The organism is Corynebacterium sp. NML98-0116 (assembly GCF_001767255.1).
GTDB classification, from domain to species: domain Bacteria; phylum Actinomycetota; class Actinomycetes; order Mycobacteriales; family Mycobacteriaceae; genus Corynebacterium; species Corynebacterium pseudogenitalium.
Genome location: NZ_CP017639.1, coordinates 1,956,455 through 1,973,983, shown reverse-complemented (window position 1 = coordinate 1,973,983; position 17,529 = coordinate 1,956,455). Strand labels below are relative to the sequence as shown.

At 60.8% G+C, this 17,529-nt stretch carries 17 protein-coding genes; 14 read left to right on the top strand and 3 right to left on the bottom strand.

What is annotated here, in order from left to right; all coding sequences use genetic code 11:
• Window positions 1–15: 15 nt before the first annotated feature.
• A complete protein-coding gene (locus tag BJP05_RS09105; protein ID WP_070363134.1) occupies window positions 16–1,329 on the bottom strand; it encodes an aromatic ring-hydroxylating dioxygenase subunit alpha in 1,314 nt (437 codons plus the stop codon).
• A gap of 285 nt (window positions 1,330–1,614) precedes the next feature.
• Here BJP05_RS09105 and BJP05_RS09100 point away from each other — a divergent pair, with 285 nt between their 5' ends.
• The 4 genes from BJP05_RS09100 to dmpG are packed head-to-tail and all read left to right on the top strand — an operon-like array spanning window position 1,615 to window position 5,339.
• Window positions 1,615–2,544 (top strand): 3-carboxyethylcatechol 2,3-dioxygenase, encoded by a 930-nt coding sequence (locus tag BJP05_RS09100; RefSeq protein WP_070363133.1) that lies wholly within the window; start codon window positions 1,615–1,617, stop codon window positions 2,542–2,544.
• Between the two features lie 13 nt (window positions 2,545–2,557).
• Entirely contained in the window at window positions 2,558–3,343 is a 786-nt protein-coding gene (locus BJP05_RS09095; protein ID WP_070363132.1) for a 2-keto-4-pentenoate hydratase, read from the top strand.
• Window positions 3,344–3,358: 15 nt separating this feature from the next.
• On the top strand, window positions 3,359–4,288 hold the full coding sequence (locus BJP05_RS09090; RefSeq protein WP_070363131.1) for an acetaldehyde dehydrogenase (acetylating): 930 nt from the start codon (window positions 3,359–3,361) through the stop codon (window positions 4,286–4,288).
• A gap of 1 nt (window position 4,289) precedes the next feature.
• The gene (gene dmpG / locus BJP05_RS09085; RefSeq protein WP_070363130.1) at window positions 4,290–5,339 is read left to right on the top strand and encodes a 4-hydroxy-2-oxovalerate aldolase; all 1,050 of its coding nucleotides are present in this window, start codon (window positions 4,290–4,292) and stop codon (window positions 5,337–5,339) included.
• Between the two features lie 23 nt (window positions 5,340–5,362).
• Here dmpG and BJP05_RS09080 read toward each other — a convergent pair whose 3' ends face one another.
• Window positions 5,363–6,127, bottom strand: a complete 765-nt coding sequence (locus tag BJP05_RS09080) for an IclR family transcriptional regulator (RefSeq protein ID WP_070363129.1) — start codon at window positions 6,125–6,127, stop codon at window positions 5,363–5,365.
• Window positions 6,128–6,214: 87 nt separating this feature from the next.
• On the opposite strand from BJP05_RS09080, the gene BJP05_RS09075 reads away from it, so the two are divergent.
• Window positions 6,215–7,069, top strand: a complete 855-nt coding sequence (locus BJP05_RS09075) for an alpha/beta fold hydrolase (protein ID WP_070363590.1) — start codon at window positions 6,215–6,217, stop codon at window positions 7,067–7,069.
• Window positions 7,070–7,118: 49 nt separating this feature from the next.
• Here the strand turns inward: BJP05_RS09075 and BJP05_RS09070 are convergent, their stop codons facing one another.
• Complete coding sequence (locus BJP05_RS09070) at window positions 7,119–8,195, bottom strand: HNH endonuclease signature motif containing protein (RefSeq protein ID WP_070477514.1); 1,077 nt, start codon at window positions 8,193–8,195, stop codon at window positions 7,119–7,121.
• 146 nt (window positions 8,196–8,341) lie between these two features.
• Here BJP05_RS09070 and BJP05_RS09065 point away from each other — a divergent pair, with 146 nt between their 5' ends.
• The 9 genes from BJP05_RS09065 to BJP05_RS09025 all read left to right on the top strand — a co-directional run bounded on the left by BJP05_RS09065 (window position 8,342) and on the right by BJP05_RS09025 (window position 17,501).
• The gene (locus tag BJP05_RS09065; protein ID WP_070363127.1) at window positions 8,342–9,259 is read left to right on the top strand and encodes a TIGR03773 family transporter-associated surface protein; all 918 of its coding nucleotides are present in this window, start codon (window positions 8,342–8,344) and stop codon (window positions 9,257–9,259) included.
• On the top strand, window positions 9,256–10,797 hold the full coding sequence (locus tag BJP05_RS09060; protein ID WP_240492747.1) for an anchored repeat ABC transporter, substrate-binding protein: 1,542 nt from the start codon (window positions 9,256–9,258) through the stop codon (window positions 10,795–10,797). Before BJP05_RS09065 ends, BJP05_RS09060 begins: the two co-directional genes overlap by 4 nt.
• A 22-nt stretch (window positions 10,798–10,819) precedes the next feature.
• Complete coding sequence (locus BJP05_RS09055) at window positions 10,820–11,698, top strand: choice-of-anchor M domain-containing protein (RefSeq protein ID WP_371440801.1); 879 nt, start codon at window positions 10,820–10,822, stop codon at window positions 11,696–11,698.
• Window positions 11,695–12,468 (top strand): anchored repeat-type ABC transporter ATP-binding subunit, encoded by a 774-nt coding sequence (locus BJP05_RS09050; protein WP_070363125.1) that lies wholly within the window; start codon window positions 11,695–11,697, stop codon window positions 12,466–12,468. Before BJP05_RS09055 ends, BJP05_RS09050 begins: the two co-directional genes overlap by 4 nt.
• Window positions 12,461–13,303 carry an anchored repeat-type ABC transporter permease subunit gene (locus BJP05_RS09045; RefSeq protein WP_070363124.1) on the top strand — a complete coding sequence of 281 codons (843 nt, stop codon included), beginning with the start codon at window positions 12,461–12,463 and terminating at the stop codon, window positions 13,301–13,303. Before BJP05_RS09050 ends, BJP05_RS09045 begins: the two co-directional genes overlap by 8 nt.
• Complete coding sequence (locus BJP05_RS09040) at window positions 13,300–15,303, top strand: choice-of-anchor M domain-containing protein (protein WP_070363123.1); 2,004 nt, start codon at window positions 13,300–13,302, stop codon at window positions 15,301–15,303. Before BJP05_RS09045 ends, BJP05_RS09040 begins: the two co-directional genes overlap by 4 nt.
• 218 nt (window positions 15,304–15,521) lie before the next feature.
• Entirely contained in the window at window positions 15,522–16,043 is a 522-nt protein-coding gene (gene rplJ / locus BJP05_RS09035) for a 50S ribosomal protein L10 (RefSeq protein ID WP_070363122.1), read from the top strand.
• A gap of 49 nt (window positions 16,044–16,092) precedes the next feature.
• Window positions 16,093–16,482 (top strand): 50S ribosomal protein L7/L12, encoded by a 390-nt coding sequence (gene rplL / locus BJP05_RS09030; protein ID WP_070363121.1) that lies wholly within the window; start codon window positions 16,093–16,095, stop codon window positions 16,480–16,482.
• Between the two features lie 92 nt (window positions 16,483–16,574).
• Window positions 16,575–17,501 carry a DUF3068 domain-containing protein gene (locus BJP05_RS09025; protein ID WP_070363120.1) on the top strand — a complete coding sequence of 309 codons (927 nt, stop codon included), beginning with the start codon at window positions 16,575–16,577 and terminating at the stop codon, window positions 17,499–17,501.
• Window positions 17,502–17,529: the final 28 nt, after the last annotated feature.

Here is a 17,529-nt window from a genome sequence, read left to right as displayed (position 1 = left end):
GAGGGTGTGTTTGGTTTACTTCTCGTGCCAAGCTGGGGTCGACATCAGCTCGCGCCAACGGCGGTATAGCGCGCGACCAGCAGCGTCTGAATACAGTTCGGATGTAGTGCCGGGGAATCCTTCACGTTCGCCGACCGTGGCCATACCCATCTGGTAGTTCAGCGGGGTGTTGCCAACCATGAAGCCATGCGCGATGGACTGGCACTCAGACCAGTTCTCGCCGTCGTCCTGCTCGAAGATGCCCGACGGGCCAAAAGTGCGCAGGTTGTACAGGCGCTGCGCGCGAGCCACATCCTCCGGCATCGAACGGTCCAGGACAGTCCATGCCCAAACTTCCATCTTGTTCGGGCCCTTCGGGTGCCAGACGCGGATCGAGCCATTGACCGGAAGGTAGGAGAAGTTCGGGAACACGGTTGCGTGGCCGTTCGTCATCGGGCCCATCACCTGCTCAGGGGAGAGCCGCTCGCGCAAGAAGTCGTAGTCGTAGTACTCGTGGACCGGCTGGGCGTCGAAACGGTTCTTCGGGTGTACTGGGAAGCCCGCGCCGTTGCCGTGGTCGTCGTGGTACTGCACACCGGTGCGCTCCGCGATCTCCTTCTTCGGGCCCTTGCCCGACGGGGACATCACCATCAGCGCAGAGGCATGCGACATGTTGACGTGGTACCAATCAGTAGCGAACTGCTCCGCTGCCAACTTCCAGTTGCCGTCGAGCACCCACTTAGTGACGCCACCAACGACGTAGGTGCCTTCAGGGTCTCGGTCCATGAATGCGTCGATGTACCAGCGCATATCACCAAGCGCATCCTCGAGCGGCTCGGCGTTCTCGTCCCAGTTCGCGAAGATGAGGCCCTTGTAGGACTCCACGCGTGGCACCGTGACCAGCGGCCAGTCGTCCTGGGAGAAGTTCTCGTCGTACTGCTCCTTGCCAGGAAGGTTGACGAGGTTACCGTCGAGGTCGTACGCCCAGCCGTGGTACGTACAGGTAAACATCTTCGTGCGGCCCTGGTCGGCGCGGCACACGCGGGCACCGCGGTGACGGCAGCTGTTGAGCAGCACGCGGATTTCGCGCTTCTTGTTCATCGTCGCGATGACCGGGTCTTCGCCCATGTACGTCTGGAAGAAATCGCCCGGTTTCTGGAACTGCGACTCGTGGGCGATAAACAGCCAGGAACAGGCAAAAATGCGCGACATTTCCTGCTTATAGACGGCCTCGTCCGTAAAGACTCGACGATCTACCAGGCCACCTTCAGGGTCGACCATGCCACTGACGTCGATGCACTGATCCAATTCTGCCGGCCGCTGTAAGCCGGACTTTGGTGGCGTTGCCATAGGTAACTCCTTCGCACCTAGTGATAGAAAGCACAATTACTTCTGAAGCGTTCTTTGCTTCACACAATTCTTAAGCTACATGGGGGCAGTTATGTTCGCGTATGTGTTCCAGTGAATAGAACAGAATCTGTGGAACGGGGGTAGGGAACGAGGGTAGTCCAGGCATTCTTGCTTTTGAGTATGTGGTTTAGTGTTCCAAAACCCGGAACGAGGGTGCGGAGTGTGATGCGCTACTTCTACAGTCAGATGTGACAGCTGATAAACCCAGCCCCGGAGGAGGTCACCATGAGCGTAAAACTTATTGCGCTGTCCCACAGCCCGCTGCTCGGCATCAACGAGCCAAAACCAGAGGTGAACGAGGCGCTGCAAGACGCATTCGCAAAAGCCCGCAAAGCCGCGGAAGAATATGACCCAGATCTGGTCATCGTCTTCACGCCGGACCACTTCAACGGGTTCTTCTACACCCTGATGCCCCCGTTCTGTGTAGGCCTACAAGCAGAATCGATGGGTGACTACCTCACTACGCCTGGCCCATTCGACGTGCCCGAGTCAGCCGCAGAAGAGCTCGCGCAATTCGTTATCGACCAGGACGTCGACATGGCAATCTCCCGCCAGATGGTTCTCGACCACGGCGGCGCACAGCCTGTCGAGCTGCTCTTCGGCTCCCTGACCGCCAAGCCAGTCATCCCGATCTTCGTCAACGGAGTCGCCCGACCGTTCACCGCGATGCAGCGCATCCGTGTGATGGGGGAGGCCGTCGGCAAGTGGGCGAAGGCCCAGGATAAGAAGGTGCTGATGGTTGCCTCCGGTGGCCTGTCCCACGACCCGCCGCTTCCACGCTGGGCATCCGCAACCGACGCGCAGAAGCACTTCATGCTCCACGGCCACCCGGACCAGGCCGACCGCGACGCTCGTGAAGCTCGCGTCATTGCTGCCGGCAAAGAAGGTGCCGCAAATGCAGGAATCATCGACATCAACCCAGAGTGGGACGAAAAGTTCATGGCGGACTGCATCTCCGGCGAATCGACACGATTCGACGCCTACGACGCCGACACCATGGACGACGAAGCCGGTCACTCCTCGCACGAGGTGCGCACCTGGGTTGCGGCGTTTTCCGCGCTGACCGCCGCCAACGGTGGAGTCAACGCCGAGTTCACGTTCTACCGCCCAATCCCAGAGTTCGTCGCAGGCTTCGGCCTGGTCATCGCATCATAGGAGAGACAGACAGATGAGTAGCCGTGAGGACTCCCTGCGTACCATCGCAAACGACCTGCTCGCCGCGTACCCGTCCTGCGAGCCGATCGCGCCACCGCGCACCGTCGTCGCCGACCTTGACATCGCCGACGCCTACGCAATCCAACAGATCCAGGAAAAAGACTTCGTTGCCCGCGGACACAAAGTTATCGGGCGCAAGGTTGGTCTGACCTCACTCGCAATGCAGCAGCAGCTGGGGGTCGATAGCCCAGACTTCGGGTTCTTTACCGACGCCGACCTCTACGAAGTCGGCACCGACATTGCAGTCGACCGCTTCATCTCCCCGAAGGTCGAACCGGAACTCGCGTTCGTGCTCGGGAAGGACCTTGAACCGGGCGCGACACTCGAAGAGGCCCGCAAGGCTGTCAAGTCCGCGCACCTTGCAGTCGAAATCATCGACTCACGAGTCCGTGACTGGGACATCCGCCTTGTCGACACCATCGCCGACAACGCTTCGTTCGGCGCCATCGTGTGGGACCCGACCCCGCTCGATCTCGACCTGGAGGAAGCTGCAACAGTCCACGCGACGATGACGCTCGACGGCGAAGTTGTCGGAGAGGGCGTCGGCAAGGATGTGATGGGCGACCCGCTGCTCCCGCTGCCGTGGCTCGCAGGCATTCTCGACGAGCAAGGCACCGCCCTGCGCGCCGGTGACATCGTGCTTACCGGTAGCTTCTGCGGCGCAGTCGCTTTCAAAGCAGGCCAACACCTCGCAGTATCCTACGGCCCATACGGGGCCATCGACGTCCGGTTTAAATAGGTTTGGAGCACCACAATGCAAAAGAAAATGACAGCAGCCATCGTCGGATCGGGCAACATCGGCTCCGACCTGATGATGAAGCTTTTGAACAACGAATCCAACATTGATCTGCGCTACATGGTCGGCGTCGATCCAGAATCGGAAGGCCTCAAGCGTGCGCGCGAAAACGGCATCGCGGCCTCCCACGAAGGCGTCGACTGGCTCCTGCAACAGGATCCGCTTCCAGACCTCGTCTTTGAAGCAACCTCGGCGGGCGCACACGCAGCAAACGCACCGCGCTACCGCGAAGCAGGCATCCGCGCCATCGACCTCACCCCGGCGGCCGTCGGCCCATTCTTCTGCCCATCGGTCAACCTGGATGAGCTCGAAACCGTCGACAATGTGAACATGATTACCTGTGGCGGTCAGGCCACCACCCCGATTGTCGCGGCAGTATCCCGCATCGTAGACGTCGAATACGCGGAGATCGTTGCGTCGATCTCCTCGAAGTCTGCGGGTCCCGGCACCCGCGCTAACGTCGACGAGTTCCTCGAAACCACTGCCGCCGCCCTCGAACAACTCGCTGGCGCGAAACACGCAAAAGCCATCATCATCCTCAACCCCGTCGAGCCACCAATGATGATGCGCAACACCGTCTACTGTGCCCTTCCTCCAGAAGCCGCGGCTCCTGGCGAACTGCAAGACCAGATCGCCGCGTCCATCAAAGAAATGGCAGCGAAGGTGCAGCAGTACGTACCGGGCTACCGCCTCACCGCAGATCCACAGTTCGAAGAAGCCCGCGACGACTGGAACGGACTCGGTCGTGTTTCCGTCCTCATCGAAGTAGAAGGGGCAGGCGACTTCTTGCCGGACTACGCCGGCAACCTCGACATCATCACATCGGCAGCAATTGCCACCGCAAACAAGTACGCCGAGCTCGTGTCGGCGCAGAAGCAAGGAGCATAGTATGAACACGGTTGCGAGCGATGTCATCGATGGCATCCCGACACACAAAATCCGCCTCAACGACACGACCCTGCGTGACGGATCCCACGCCGTACGCCACCAGTACACCAAAGACCAGGTGAAAAAGATCGCCCGCGCGCTTGACGACGCCGGCGTCGAAATGATCGAGGTCACTCACGGCGACGGGCTTGGCGGGTCTTCCTTCAACTACGGCTTCTCCCACACCCGCGACATCGAACTCATCGAAGCCGCAGTCGAAGAAGTCAAGAATGCGAAGATTGCCGCACTGATGCTTCCAGGCCTGGGTACCGTAAAGGACCTCAAAGAAGCAAAGAGTGCGGGCGCATCCATCGTGCGCGTTGCCACTCACTGCACCGAGGCAGATATTTCGATCCAGCACTTCCAGGCAGCACGGGAGCTTGGTTTTGAGACCGGTGGCTTCCTGATGCTTTCACACCGCATCCCACCAGCAGAGCTTGCGAAGCAGGCCCGCATCATGGTCGATGCCGGCTGTCAGTGCGTCTTCGTGGTCGACTCCGCCGGCTACCTGGTGATGAACCAGGCCGCGGACCGCGTCAAGGCAGTCGTTGAAGAGATTGGCGACGACGCACAGGTCGGCTTCCACGGACACCAGAACCTCGGTTTCGGGGTTGCAAACTCGTTGCTCGCTGTAGTCAATGGTGCTCGCCAAATTGACGGCACCCTGTATGGGCTTGGTGCTGGCGCCGGTAACGCACCGATCGAGGTGTTAGCCACGGTGTTCAACCGCACCGGCATTGACATCGGCAATGTTGATCAAGCCAAGCTTCGTGACGCCGCTGAAGACGTCCTGAAGCCAATGGTCGAGCGTCTCCCAATGATGGACCGCGGCTCCATCGTCCAGGGTGAGTTTGGCGTTTACAACTCCTTCTTGCTCCACGCGCAGCGCGCCGCGGAACGCTATGGTGTGCCTGCAGCGACCATCCTGGAAGAAGTCGGTCGCCGTGGTTACGTCGGTGGTCAGGAAGACATGATTATCGACGTCGCAATCGACCTGGCAAAGCAGAAGTAGCGAAGTAGAGCGCGTATGCGGGTTTATCCCGCGTGCTTCGCTCTCCACGCACGAGTCCCGGATCCACAAATCTTTTTGAGGACCGGGATTACTGTTTTGGGCTGAAAGTCTTCTGCAGGAAAGGAAACGCTCATCGCGGCAATCGGTACGCCCTCGGTGCCGAAAATCGGGCAGGCGACACAGCATAGACCTTCCGAAATTTCCTCAAGGTCGTAGGCGATACCTTCATCGCGGATCTTTTTCAACGTTTCACGCAGCTCATCCGGGTCTGAGATCGTGTGCGGGGTCCATGGCGCGAGCCCCTCACGGATGATGCGCTCGGTAAGCGTTTCGTCGTACGCCATAATTGCTTTGCCAATGCCAGTCGCGTAAGCGGGAATTAGGCCGCCAATGCGTGACGGCGCTGTCACACCACGGACGGAAAAGAGCTTGTTCGCGTAACGAACGTTCGTCCCTTCAACATGTCCAAGGTGGACGGTGTGTCGAGTGCGCTCAAAAAGCGCTGCCAAAAATGGTGTGAGCAACTCTGATACCTGAGCGGTTTGCTCGGAATACACCTCCGGTGTTGACGCCATTCCGAGCGCCGGGTTGAGCCGATAGAGCTCGTTCGCTTTGAGGACGGCATCATTTTCCACCAGCTTGTTAAGAAGGCGGTGCGTCGTCGACTTTGGAAGATCGACGCGCCGGGCTAACTCTGAAACGCCAACCCCGTTGACGTCCTCGCTCTTGAACGCTTTCAGAATGCCGAACGCCTTGTCGATGGAGTTTGGTTTTGCGTCTTGAACCATAGGATCAGTGTAACCGGATAGTGTCTATCGTGTGCCACGGACTGGAACACTCCGGCGTGTGTGTGGGTTCGTCGCTATGTTGGCTGTATGACTGAAATTTCCATTCCTGATTACAAGACTGACGAATTCTTCGGGCTCGAGGACAAGTGGCTGGAGACGGCACCCGGCGAGCTCACTCACTACCACGATCTCGGCGAGGGTGAACCAGTACTGTTCCTCCACGGCTCCGGCACGGGCGTGACTGCAGCCGCGAACTGGTGGCTGAACCTTCCGACCATCTCCGAGAACGCACGATGCATCGCGATTGACTCCATTGGTTACGGCCAGACTGTCGTAGCTGAGGGCACCAAGTACGGTATCCGCGAGTGGGTTGAGCACGCAATCCGTGTGCTGGATGCCCTGGGAATTGAAAAGACCTGGATTGTTGGTAACTCGCTCGGTGGCTGGGTTGGCTTCCAGATGATCATCGACCACCCGGAGCGTGTGAAGGGCATCATCTCCATGGGCACCGGTGGGGCGAAGTTGACCGGCGCGCTGAAGGGTCATTCGAACCCGAAGCTGACCGAAGAAGGTATCCGCAACACGCTCGAGCAGTTCGTGGTGGATAAGTCGCTGATCACCGATGAGCTCGTGTCGCTGCGCTACCAGTCCGCGCTGAACGATACGGCGTCTGATCGCCTACAGGAGGTTGTGCAGGCGCGTGACCGTGACCGTACCGAGCTTCCACTCGACTTCGACGTGCTGTCGAAGGTCGAGATCCCGGTTCTGCTAGTGCACGGCATGCAAGACGTCGTGATTACGCCGCAGCGCACGTGGGACCTGGTGAACACAATTCCGTCCGCTGACGCTCACCTTTTCGCACAGTGTGGCCACTGGTCGCAGGTTGAGAAGGCTGATGAGTTCAATGAGGTCATCGTGAACTGGATGAAGCGTCAGTTCTAGTCAGCAGCTTTTCGACGCCCACTTCGGCCCCGTCGTGGTGGGCGTTTTGCTATGTGTACAACATTTTCATCGCACCAGGTCGGTGGACTGGGTTTGGGGCGGAGTAGCCGCGTGGTGAGTGCCAGAGCGGTTGTGCGTCCACAATTTCGATGCGACCTCGGCGTGCTCGTTGGGGGTCGTCGTCGTTGACGCGATTGTGGTAGCGGCACAATGGCGACAGGTTGTTGATGTTCGTTTCCCCGCCGTGTTGCCATGCAGTGATGTGGTGGATTTCGCAGGCGTCGGCTGCATGGCGGCATCCAGGCACTGGGCAGCCGGGGGTAACGGCGCGGGCCAGAGCGCGCTGCTTGTCATTTGCGAGGCGTTGTGTCCGGTAGAGGTTGACTGCCCCGTGCTGTGGGTGGAAGACGGCGGCTTCGAGCTCGTTCTCGGTGGTGGCGACGTGGCTGTTTAGGTATTCGGCGCCTGTCATGGTGGTGCCATCGGTCAGGGTGAGGGTGGTCTCGTCGCCGTGGCCGCGCTGTATTTGGATCCACTGGGGGAGTGGAATGAGCAAGAGAGGTCGGGGGACTGCGTGGGGGACGGAACGGCCGTCGCCACGTATGATGTCGAGGAATCTGCGCAGCATGTGTTTCGTGGGTGGCGTCTTGGGGTCCATGTCTTGGGTGAGGGCGTGTTCAAGGTCGGCGAGGTCGCGCTCGTTGGTGGTGAGCGTCATGGTGCGGCGCCCATTGCGGGAAGGCGAAAATGTGAGGCGGTCGTTTTGGTGCTTGGTGTTGTTCGGAAGAAGTGCTTTTGCGCGTTCGCTGAGCTTTTTGTATGTGCCCTTGGTATCGAGGAGTACGAGGCGCAGTTTGGTGCGTGTTCGCGCGGACTTGATGGGGCGTAAGCGCCGTTCGATCATAGCGAGTTGGTCGAGTGAGAAGCCGTAGCGTCGAGCCTTTTCGGTAGCGAGTCGCTGTTTTTGTCGGGATTTTGTGGGCCCGAAGTAGATGTCGTGGAGCTGGCGCCAGGCGCGGGCTCGTGTTGGATCGACGCCTGCTTCGATGGCGGCTTCGTAATCGAAGCCGTCCAGTACGTCGAGTGCCTGCGTGGACATGGATTCTAGGAATGTCTTGAAGTTCATAACCTGAACATATGTGGTTGCAGAACGCCTGGGAAAGGCTTTTCACGCTACCTGTGGATAACTTCTTCTTGTGTGGCGTTTTCTGAAGTGCCCTGTGGATAACGTATGACTTGCATGCGAACGCTAATGAAAATAATGTTCATTAGGTGAAATTTTCTGTCATCAAGATTCTGCGAGCGCTCGCCGCGACATTACTGCTCCTTTCCATGTCGACGCCTGCTTTCGCGGCGGAATGCCACCCGACACTGCACCCGATGGTGAAAGACGACCGCACTGTTCCGGCCGAGTGGCGCGATCCCGCAGAGCTCGTTTTTGGGCTGGGTGATGCAGCAAAGCAGCAGCTCTCCAATCCAGTTGGGCCAATTCCGGCCGGTACCGCGTGGATGATCGGTGCAACTCAGCAAGCCGGTGTGCCATGGCTTGGAGCGAATACGCAGCATCCGTCGCTGCTTGAGCACACTTCTGGGGATGTGGCCTGGGAGATTACAAAATTTGATGGGCCTGGTGCCATGTTTGTGTTCACTCAGGGTGGGCTCGGTCAGGTCGTGGGCGAGGAGTGGTTCCGTGGCGTGGATGGGCAGGCGCAGGGCAGCCATACCATTCCTGCGAATTCACATGTGCATCCAAACTGGATGTTCAGTGCTCCGGGGACTTACACGGTGACAGTTCGTCAAAGCGCGACGACGAGTAATGGCGAGCCGGTGAGCGGGGAGGCGACGCTCACCTTTGACATTGGCGGCGCCGGTAACGCGAACGATGGTCACTTCGACTTTGGCTCCGTCTTTGACGAGGAGGGCGAGTGCGCGCAGCCAGTGGTGGCGAGCAACGCGAATCCAGCGCCTGATCAGGGAGAGACTCAGTTGCAATCACAAGATCACCAGCAGCAGGATGTTGCTCCCGCGCAACGCGGTGGGGCCCTTGCAGAAACGGGTACGACAGTGATGACGCTGCCGGTGGCTGTGCTCGGCTTGGGCGTGTTTGTCTTTGGTGCGGGTTGGTTGTGTTTGGATGCGTCGTTGCGCCGTCGTGTCGCCGCAGCGTGGGGTTTCGGTGGCCACCGGTGATCCAGTTTTTTCAACGAGCCGCTGTGCTGATGTGCGTGGCGCTGCTCGGGGCGTGTAGCGCACCGGAAGGGCAGTCGGTGGGAGAGGGGAAGGCGTCGGTGGTGGCGTCGACACCTATTTTGGCGGATGCGGTTCAAAACGTTGCAGGTGATGTGGCTGATGTGCACACGCTGATGGCGCGTGGGGTTGATCCGCACAGCTACGAACCGAGCTTGCATGCCACACGCGACATCGCGTATGCGGATGCCATTTTTACCAACGGACTGTTGTTGGAGCCACAGTCTTTAACGAATACGATTGCGGCGACCGTGCGTGACACGACTCCGGTCGTGGCACTTGCGCAGGAGGCGCAACGGTACGGGTTTGCGCCGATTCCGCTTGTGGAGGACGCGAGCCTAGATGCGGTGTGGCTCGGGTTGCGGGTGGATACGGGCCAACAGCTCCCGACGACGGGAGTCGCGGACTTACACCTTGTAGATGTTGACGGCCCCGGTGCCACTTTCGCGTTCATCCTGGGAACCTTCGGCACCCCGGAGGTGGTGTTCAACTCTCACGACGGGCTGGATAGCCGTGACGTAAAGACCCTGCCGGTTGACGCGCATACTCACTTGAGCTGGGCATTTTCCAAGCCAGGCGTGTACAAGCTGACGTTTGAATCGCATATTCGCGATGCCGTCGGTGCACCTGAGCACGCAAGTGCGGAGTCGACGGTGACGGTCGTTGTGGGGCAGGATCCCGCGCGGGTAACGCCGGGGTTGCACGCGGTGGAGAAGGGGCACGTCGACATTACAACAGAGCTTGATGGGCAAGGCGCGGCTCACCTCGTGCTCAACTCGGATGACGACGGCCGCATGGATCCAGTGAACGTAGCCGTCACAGTGCCGAATACAACCCTGCAGCCGATCCCTCCGGAGCGCCCCTTCCGATTCCTCGGTACACCGGGGGAGGAAACCTACCTGCTCCCGCAGGCGGTGCTGGGCAATCACGTGCATGGTGAGCTGGACCCGCATGTGTGGCACGACGTTCGGGCGATGAAAGCGATCGTTCAGGTAATCCGTGACGAGTTGGCTGCGGTGGATCCGCACCACGCGGAAATCTACCAGGCAAACGCCCGCGACTACCTGCAAAAACTGGACGCAGCGGATGAAATGATGCACGAGTCTGTCTCCGCGGTTCCGGAGGAACAACGCAACCTGGTGACTACGCACCATGGATACGCCTACCTCGCGCGGGCATATGGAATGCGAGTTGCAGGTTTTGTCACGCCAAACCCCAGCGTGGAGCCGAGCCCGCGTGATGTCATCGCGTTCACCCGCACACTGGAGAATCTGCACGTGCCCGCGGTCTTCCTGGAACCACAGTTGGCGGGGCGCAGCACAGTGCTGACAGAAACCGCCGCCCAGCTTGGCATAGATGTATGCCCAATCTGGGGCGACACATTGGATCCTCCGGGGTCTGGGCCAGCCGATACCTATATACACCTTGTGGAGGCGAATGCTGCGTCGATACGCAGGTGCCTCGGACGAAATGAGAAATGAGCGAACAATGAAACTTCGAATTATCCCACTGATGGTTGCTGCGACGATCGTGGCAACTCCTGCGATCGCGAATGCGCAGGCCGCCAACAACGATCCTGCGTTACAACAGGTGGTCAGCGCAGATGAGGCGATTGCGCCAGCCGGTGAGCACACAGTTATTGACGCCGGTCACGTCGATCTAGGCGCGACATTCAACGGGGATACCCTTGAATTTCTCGCTCGCGACGACACACAGCAACCGCCCGTATGGCGTCACCTCGACGACGTGGTGTTCCGCGTGACCGATGCCGCGAAGCAAACCCTCCCCGACGGCGACGACTTCGCCTTCACCGGCGCAAAGCCAGGTGCAGACGTCTGGGTGATCCCACAGACTGAGGTTGCCGGGGTGCCGTGGCTGGGGTGGAACACGCAGGCCGCGAGCCTGCTCGAACACTCCGGAAACGGCGTGAGCCTGGAGTTCGGCGGACACGAAGGGCCAGGCGAGTTCTCCCTGTTCCTGCAACCGGGCGGGTTCCACGCACCACAGTTGCTGTGGACGACTACTGAGCCGGGTGTGCAGCCAATGTGGGTGGAGCCGAACACGCATACCCACGCCAATTGGGTCTTCACCGAGCCGGGAGTGCACCTGGTCGGGGTGCGAGCAGTGGTGAAGGATGACGCTGGCACCGTTCACACGGACGAGCAGTTGGTGCGCGTGGCTGTAGGCGACGGGACGGACGTAGCGGCGGCGCAGTCCGCGCAGTTCAACGGGCCGTGGCGCGAGGGTGCTGCGTCGGAAGAACAGGCAGATAGCCAGAGCACGCTGAATGCGGGGCTGATCGCTGGTGGGGTGATCGGCGTGTTGGTGCTCGCGCTGGTGGCGCTTCTAGTGGCGCGTTCTCGGAAGGAGCGTCGCGCGTGAGCACGCAACCGCTTATAGAGGTGCGAGGCTTGCGCGCCGGGTACCCGGGTCGCCCGGTGTTTGAGGGCGTTGATCTTCTTGTGCCTGCCGGGCAGTTCGTCGCGCTGCTCGGTCCGAACGGGGCGGGGAAGACCACGCTGATGCGTGCAACGCTCGGCCTGATTCCCGGCGCAGCCGGAACGGTGCGGGTAGGGGAGTGTACGGGCCACGCGGTGCGCAAAGTGGTGGGGTACGTCCCGCAGCGTCACGACGTCGCCTGGGATTTCCCGATCGATGTCGCGTCCGCTGTCATGAACGCCACGCTTGACCTGCGCCCGTGGTACGCGCGGCCTAAGGCGGAGCACCACGAAGCTGTGGCGGAAGCACTCGAAGCTGTGAACCTCCAAGACCTGGCACACCGGCCGATCGCGGCGCTCTCCGGAGGGCAGCGCCAACGCGTATTGGTGGCGCGCGCCCTGGTGCGTCGTCCAGGCGCGCTGTTCCTCGACGAGCCGTTCACCGGCCTCGATATCCCGTCTACTGAGCAGCTGCTAGCGCTGTTTCGTCAGCTGGCTTCCCGCGGAATCGCGATCGTGATGTCCACGCACAACATCGTGGAGGCTGTTGACTCTTGTGATCGCCTCCTGCTGTTCCGCGGTGGCATCGTCGCGGACGGGGCTCCCACTGATCTTGACGACGCCCGCCCCTGGATGGACACGTTCGGCGTCGGCCCGGATTCGCCATGGCTGGCGGCGCTGCAAACACATGTGAAAGAGGTATCCCGTGCTTGAGATCGGGTTTCTGCAATTCTTGGCTGACGTGGCCAACCCGCACCTGGCGTTCTTGCCGCGCGCGTTGACGGCGGCAGTGTTGGCGTCCGTGTTGTGCGCGGTCGTTGGGTGTTTTGTGGTGCTGCGCGGTATGGCGTTTATCGGGGATGCGGTGGCACACGCCGTGTTTCCGGGTGTTGCGTTGGCGTTCGCGCTGCAGGTGTCGGTGCTGCTCGGTGGGGCCATTGCCGGGTTGATCGTGGCGGTGTTGATTGCAGTGCTGTCGCAACGGCGTGCGCTGAAAGAGGACGCGGTGATTGGCATTGTGTTTGCGGCCGCGTTCGCGCTTGGCCTGGTGATTATTTCGCGTGTTGAGGGCTACACAGCGTCGCTGAGTTCGTTCTTGTTTGGTTCGCTGACAGGTGTGAGTGAGCGCGACCTTATAGTCAGTGCTGCGACGTGTGCTGTCATTGTGTCGCTGGTGGTGGTGTTACGGCCGTGGCTGACCGCGGTGGCGCTCGACCGAGAGACGGCGCGCGCGATGAACGTGCGCGTCGCGCTCCTGGACTTGGTGTTGTACCTGTGTGTGACGGCCGCGGTGGTGGTTTCGGTGCAGACGATCGGCAACATTCTGGTGTTGGCACTGTTGGTCACCCCGGCGTCCGCCGCGCGACTGTTTACAGACAACCTGGAGACCATGATGATCCTCGCCGCGCTGATTGGCGTGGTAGGCAGCGTGGTTGGTGTATGGCTGGCGTGGTCGTTTGATTCGCCGACCGGCGCAACGATTGTACTGTGTGTGACTGCCATCTTCGGTGCGAGTTGGCTCTTCGCTAGGAAAGGGGTGCGGGCATGATCCGCAGACTCATCCTAGTGGTTGCGCTGATCGCGTTTACTGTCGCCCCGGCGCACGCGGCCACGCCTGCCGGGCATCAGCCCGGTGACCCGGGGCATGGCGTCGTCCTCCCGGAGGACCTTGACCACCCCTGTGCCGGGCGTAAGTTGCTCTACCACTCCCACAATGACGCGCTGTACGGCACCCGGTTCTACGGCAAGCTGTCCATTGGTGCGGTTGACGGTCAGCAGGTCACCGACCAGCGTGACGTCTGCTTCCGTCTGCCTCTCGACGCTGACGCCCACGGCAAGGACGTCTCCCGCCTCACCATCCCGGACGATGGTTCCCTCGATTTTCTGGGCGCTCCGGGCAGTCAGGTGTGGCTCGCGCCCCAGTACGCGGATTTCACCGATGACTGGCGCCCCATCTGGTCCGGCATCGGTGCATTTGACCCGGAGCACGAGCTGCCGGGTGCTGTGCCGAGCAACTTCAAAGAAGACATGATGTACTTCGACCTGCTGGGCATCGATGGTCCGGGTGATGTGCAGATTTTCTTTAAGAACGACGCCTCGCCGGTCGAGCGCCTCTTCAATAGCGCTGACGAACAGATGCGCACCGTCGAGTATAAGGTTGGCGCGCACGGCCATTTCAACTGGACCTTTACGAAGCCCGGCGTTTATAAGCTGCGTTGGCGAGGTCGCGCCGAGCTGACCAACGGTGAAACCGAGTACACCGGCTGGACCGACCAGTACTGGCTGGTTGGCACCGACGCGGACGTCGGTTTGCCGGAGGGCACCACGACGGGACTTCGCACCCCCGCACTATCGACGCCCACTCCATCACCGACGCAACCGCCAACACCAACACCAACAACACCAGCGACAACCGCGGCACCCGCACCCGCGGCGAAGCACTGCGACGCGCTGCGTACCCGCCCGGAGGCGTTCATCGCGAACGGGCATATGGACATGGGGCCCGTCGATACGGGGGAGGCCGTGCTCATCGACGACCGCGACCCCAACAACCCCGCGCGGCACACCAGCGGCACCTTCCTCTTCGAGGTTCCCGACCGCGCGCGCCAGGACATCCCTGCGACGCTGCGCGACACGTTCCCCACCCGCCCCGAGCACATGTGGGTGTTGCCGCAGTCGCAGAAGGCGGACCTGCCGTGGCTCGGGTTCTCGACAACCCACCACCCAGCCCCCGCCACCGTCCGCATTAATGCTGTCGCCGGACCCGGCCGTATGTACACCTGGCACGAGGGTCTGCAGGGCGCGAAGCTCGAGCTGGACTCGGGCGACAAGTCCCGCACGCTGAGCTACCCGGCGAACGCCCATGACCACCAGGCATTCGGTTTCACCGAGCCTGGACTTTACGCCGTGACTTTCGCGTTTGACTCTGCGGAGCTCGTTGCGGTCTTCGCGGTCGGCGACGCCGCCATCGCGACGGCCCACGAACAGCACGCGAGCGGATATCGTGAGCTGGATTCGTGCGGCTCCAATGCAGCGACCAGCGACACATGGATGGGCGCATTAGCGAAGGGGATCCGCTCAATCGACGAGGAGTTGAGCAAGTTCGGCCAGAAGCTACGGCCAGCCGCAACGACTGCGCCGTCAAAGCCAGTGCCACCGCGCACTGTAATAAGTACTGTGCGTGCGACGGAAACGAAGGCCGCGACCAAGCAGGCGCCACCAAAGCAGACGACGGCGCAGAAACCGGCGCAGAAGTCCACAACAACATCGGCACCGAAGCAGAAGGCGGCAACGGCGACGGGGGCGAAGCCGACGTCGACAAGAAGAGCGATCCCGGACGCTCCGATACAGGCTGGTGGCGGTGGCATCGTCTCATCTTTCGACCAGGGAGCAGCGCAGGAGGAACCCGCAACGGGCGTGACTGCCAGCGGTTTCTGGGGCGGGCTCATCCTCGGTGTTGGCTTGATGGCGCTGCTGGGAGGCATTGCGTTGTTCGTGGTGGCGGCGCGGATGTTGCGCGGAGTTGCGCGTACGCAAGAAGACGTGTAGGGTTCCACAACGAAGTTTGAACGGGTAATACCCGAGCTCAAGTTTCACCGAAGACCGTCGGTCGCCCTTCGGGGCCGAAGGTACCCCTCTCCAGGGGTCGACCCACGCAGGAGGAACGTGGCCTACCTTTCTAATGGTGCCTCGTGCTTCTGCACGGGGCACTTTTTGTGTCCCGGGCGGATTGAAGGACATGAAGTTATTGGAAGGAGGCGTGTGTAATGGCAAATCCGAAGAATGAGCGCGAGCTTGCTGTGTTGAAGGAGAAGTTTGACGCTGCTAGCTCCATCGTGCTGACGGAGTACCGTGGCCTGACCGTTGGTCAGCTGCAGACTCTTCGTGGCGATCTCGGCTTCGATGTCGAATACCACGTCGCCAAGAACACCCTCATCAAGATCGCTGCGAACGAGCACGGCATCGAGGGTCTCGACGAGCTTCTGACCGGCCCGACCGCTATCGCTTTCATTAAGGGCGAGGCTGTCGACGCTGCTAAGGTCATGAAGAAGTTCTCCAAGGATCACGACGCGTTTGTGATCAAGGGTGGCTACATGGATGGCGCTGCCATCGACGCCGCTCAGGTTGACGCCATCGCTGAGATGGACAACCGCGAGACCACGCTTGCAAAGCTCGCTGGCGCATTCCAGGGTTCTTTGGCAAAGGCTGCTGGGCTGTTCGAGGCTCCGGCATCCAAGACGGCTCGCCTTGTCGCTGCGCTGCAGGACAAGCAGAACGACGCCGCATAACACACTTACAAACTTGGGCTAACCGCCCACCAATAGAAAGGAAGCCACCATGGCTAAGCTGTCTAAGGACGAGCTCATTGAGCAGTTCAAGGAAATGACCCTCATCGAGCTTTCCGAGTTCCTGAAGGAATTCGAGGAGGTCTTCGACGTTACCGCTGCTGCACCAGTTGCTGTTGCTGCTGCTCCGGGCGCTGCTGGCGGCGACGCTGCTGCTGCAGAGGAGAAGGACGAGTTCGACGTTGTTCTCGAGGACGCTGGCGCCAAGAAGATCGGTGTCATCAAGGTTGTCCGCGAGCTCGTTCCGGGCCTGGGCCTGAAGGACGCCAAGGAAATGGTCGAGGGTGCTCCAAAGGCTATCCTCGAGGGCGCAAACAAGGACGATGCAGAGGCTGCAAAGGCCAAGCTGGAAGAGGCTGGCGCAAAGGTTACCCTCAAGTAATCTCGCAGGCTGCATAGCTTTTCGACGAACACCCCGTTGCCACGTACTGTGGCTGGCGGGGTGTTTCGCGTTGTGTGCTAAGATTTCGCACCATGCTGCCCAAATCCAGGATCATTGCTTCGTTGTTGGCGGGCCTCGGCATTGCGTTGTTGGTTGGTGGTCTGCTGGCCCCGCGTGTGCTGAACTCGGGCGCGAAGCTACCGCTGGACCTTGGGGCGGTAACGCTGACGATGGCCGATCCCGACGGCACCCGCGAGGGTGAGCCGGCCCCGGTGGTGCACCAGCTGCACATGGAGGTGCAGAATCCGGCGGGCAAGGACTCTGCCAGCGTGCGCGTGGGGGACACGTTGCGTGCGGGGGACGCGGGTACGGACTTTGAAAACCTTGTCGGCGCGAGCACGTGGACGTATACGTTGGACCGTGAAACCGGTGAGGCGCAGGGACCGGCAAAGGTCCAGCTTGTGATGGCGATGCCGGCCGTCGATGTCCCGATGGAGGGGTCGTGGCTGAAGTTGCCGTCGCCGGTGAAGCAGGAGACGTACCAGGTGTTCGACCCGGTGTTGCGTGGGGCTGCTCCCGCGGAGTTCGTCGCAGAGGAATCGGTTGCTGGGCGCGCGGTGCTGCGGTTCCGGCAGGTCATTGCGCCAACGAACGTGGCGCAGCGGTACGCGGATATGCGAAACACGTTGACCGTCGAAGGGGAAGACGGTGAGCCGGTCCGCACGTTCTATACGCATAGCGCGCAGCGCGAGTTGTTGGTTGATCAGATCACCGGCGTGGTCGTGGGGATGCAGGAGCGTGTCAACGACTATTATGCTGACGTGGACGGCAATGAGGTCCAGGGCATTGTTTCCTACGACGCCGCGATGGACGAGCAGCAGACGGCCGAGCTCATCTCGCTTCTCGACGGCGCCTACGGACCTTCCGTGCAGCAGGCCTTCACGTGGGGCGTGCTCGGTTTGGGTGGTGCGCTGACCTTGATTGGTCTGGTTGGCGCGTTGTGGCCGCGTCGGCGTTAGCGTCGCGCCTGCGTTTAGTGCTAAGCTT

Coding starts and splice junctions, on each gene's coding strand:
- BJP05_RS09105 (WP_070363134.1), bottom strand. CDS start 1,329: ATGGCAACGCCACCAAAGTCCGGCTTACAGCGGCCGGCAGAATTGGAT.
- BJP05_RS09100 (WP_070363133.1), top strand. CDS start 1,615: ATGAGCGTAAAACTTATTGCGCTGTCCCACAGCCCGCTGCTCGGCATC.
- BJP05_RS09095 (WP_070363132.1), top strand. CDS start 2,558: ATGAGTAGCCGTGAGGACTCCCTGCGTACCATCGCAAACGACCTGCTC.
- BJP05_RS09090 (WP_070363131.1), top strand. CDS start 3,359: ATGCAAAAGAAAATGACAGCAGCCATCGTCGGATCGGGCAACATCGGC.
- dmpG (WP_070363130.1), top strand. CDS start 4,290: ATGAACACGGTTGCGAGCGATGTCATCGATGGCATCCCGACACACAAA.
- BJP05_RS09080 (WP_070363129.1), bottom strand. CDS start 6,127: ATGGTTCAAGACGCAAAACCAAACTCCATCGACAAGGCGTTCGGCATT.
- BJP05_RS09075 (WP_070363590.1), top strand. CDS start 6,215: ATGACTGAAATTTCCATTCCTGATTACAAGACTGACGAATTCTTCGGG.
- BJP05_RS09070 (WP_070477514.1), bottom strand. CDS start 8,195: ATGAACTTCAAGACATTCCTAGAATCCATGTCCACGCAGGCACTCGAC.
- BJP05_RS09040 (WP_070363123.1), top strand. CDS start 13,300: ATGATCCGCAGACTCATCCTAGTGGTTGCGCTGATCGCGTTTACTGTC.
- rplJ (WP_070363122.1), top strand. CDS start 15,522: ATGGCAAATCCGAAGAATGAGCGCGAGCTTGCTGTGTTGAAGGAGAAG.
- rplL (WP_070363121.1), top strand. CDS start 16,093: ATGGCTAAGCTGTCTAAGGACGAGCTCATTGAGCAGTTCAAGGAAATG.
- BJP05_RS09025 (WP_070363120.1), top strand. CDS start 16,575: ATGCTGCCCAAATCCAGGATCATTGCTTCGTTGTTGGCGGGCCTCGGC.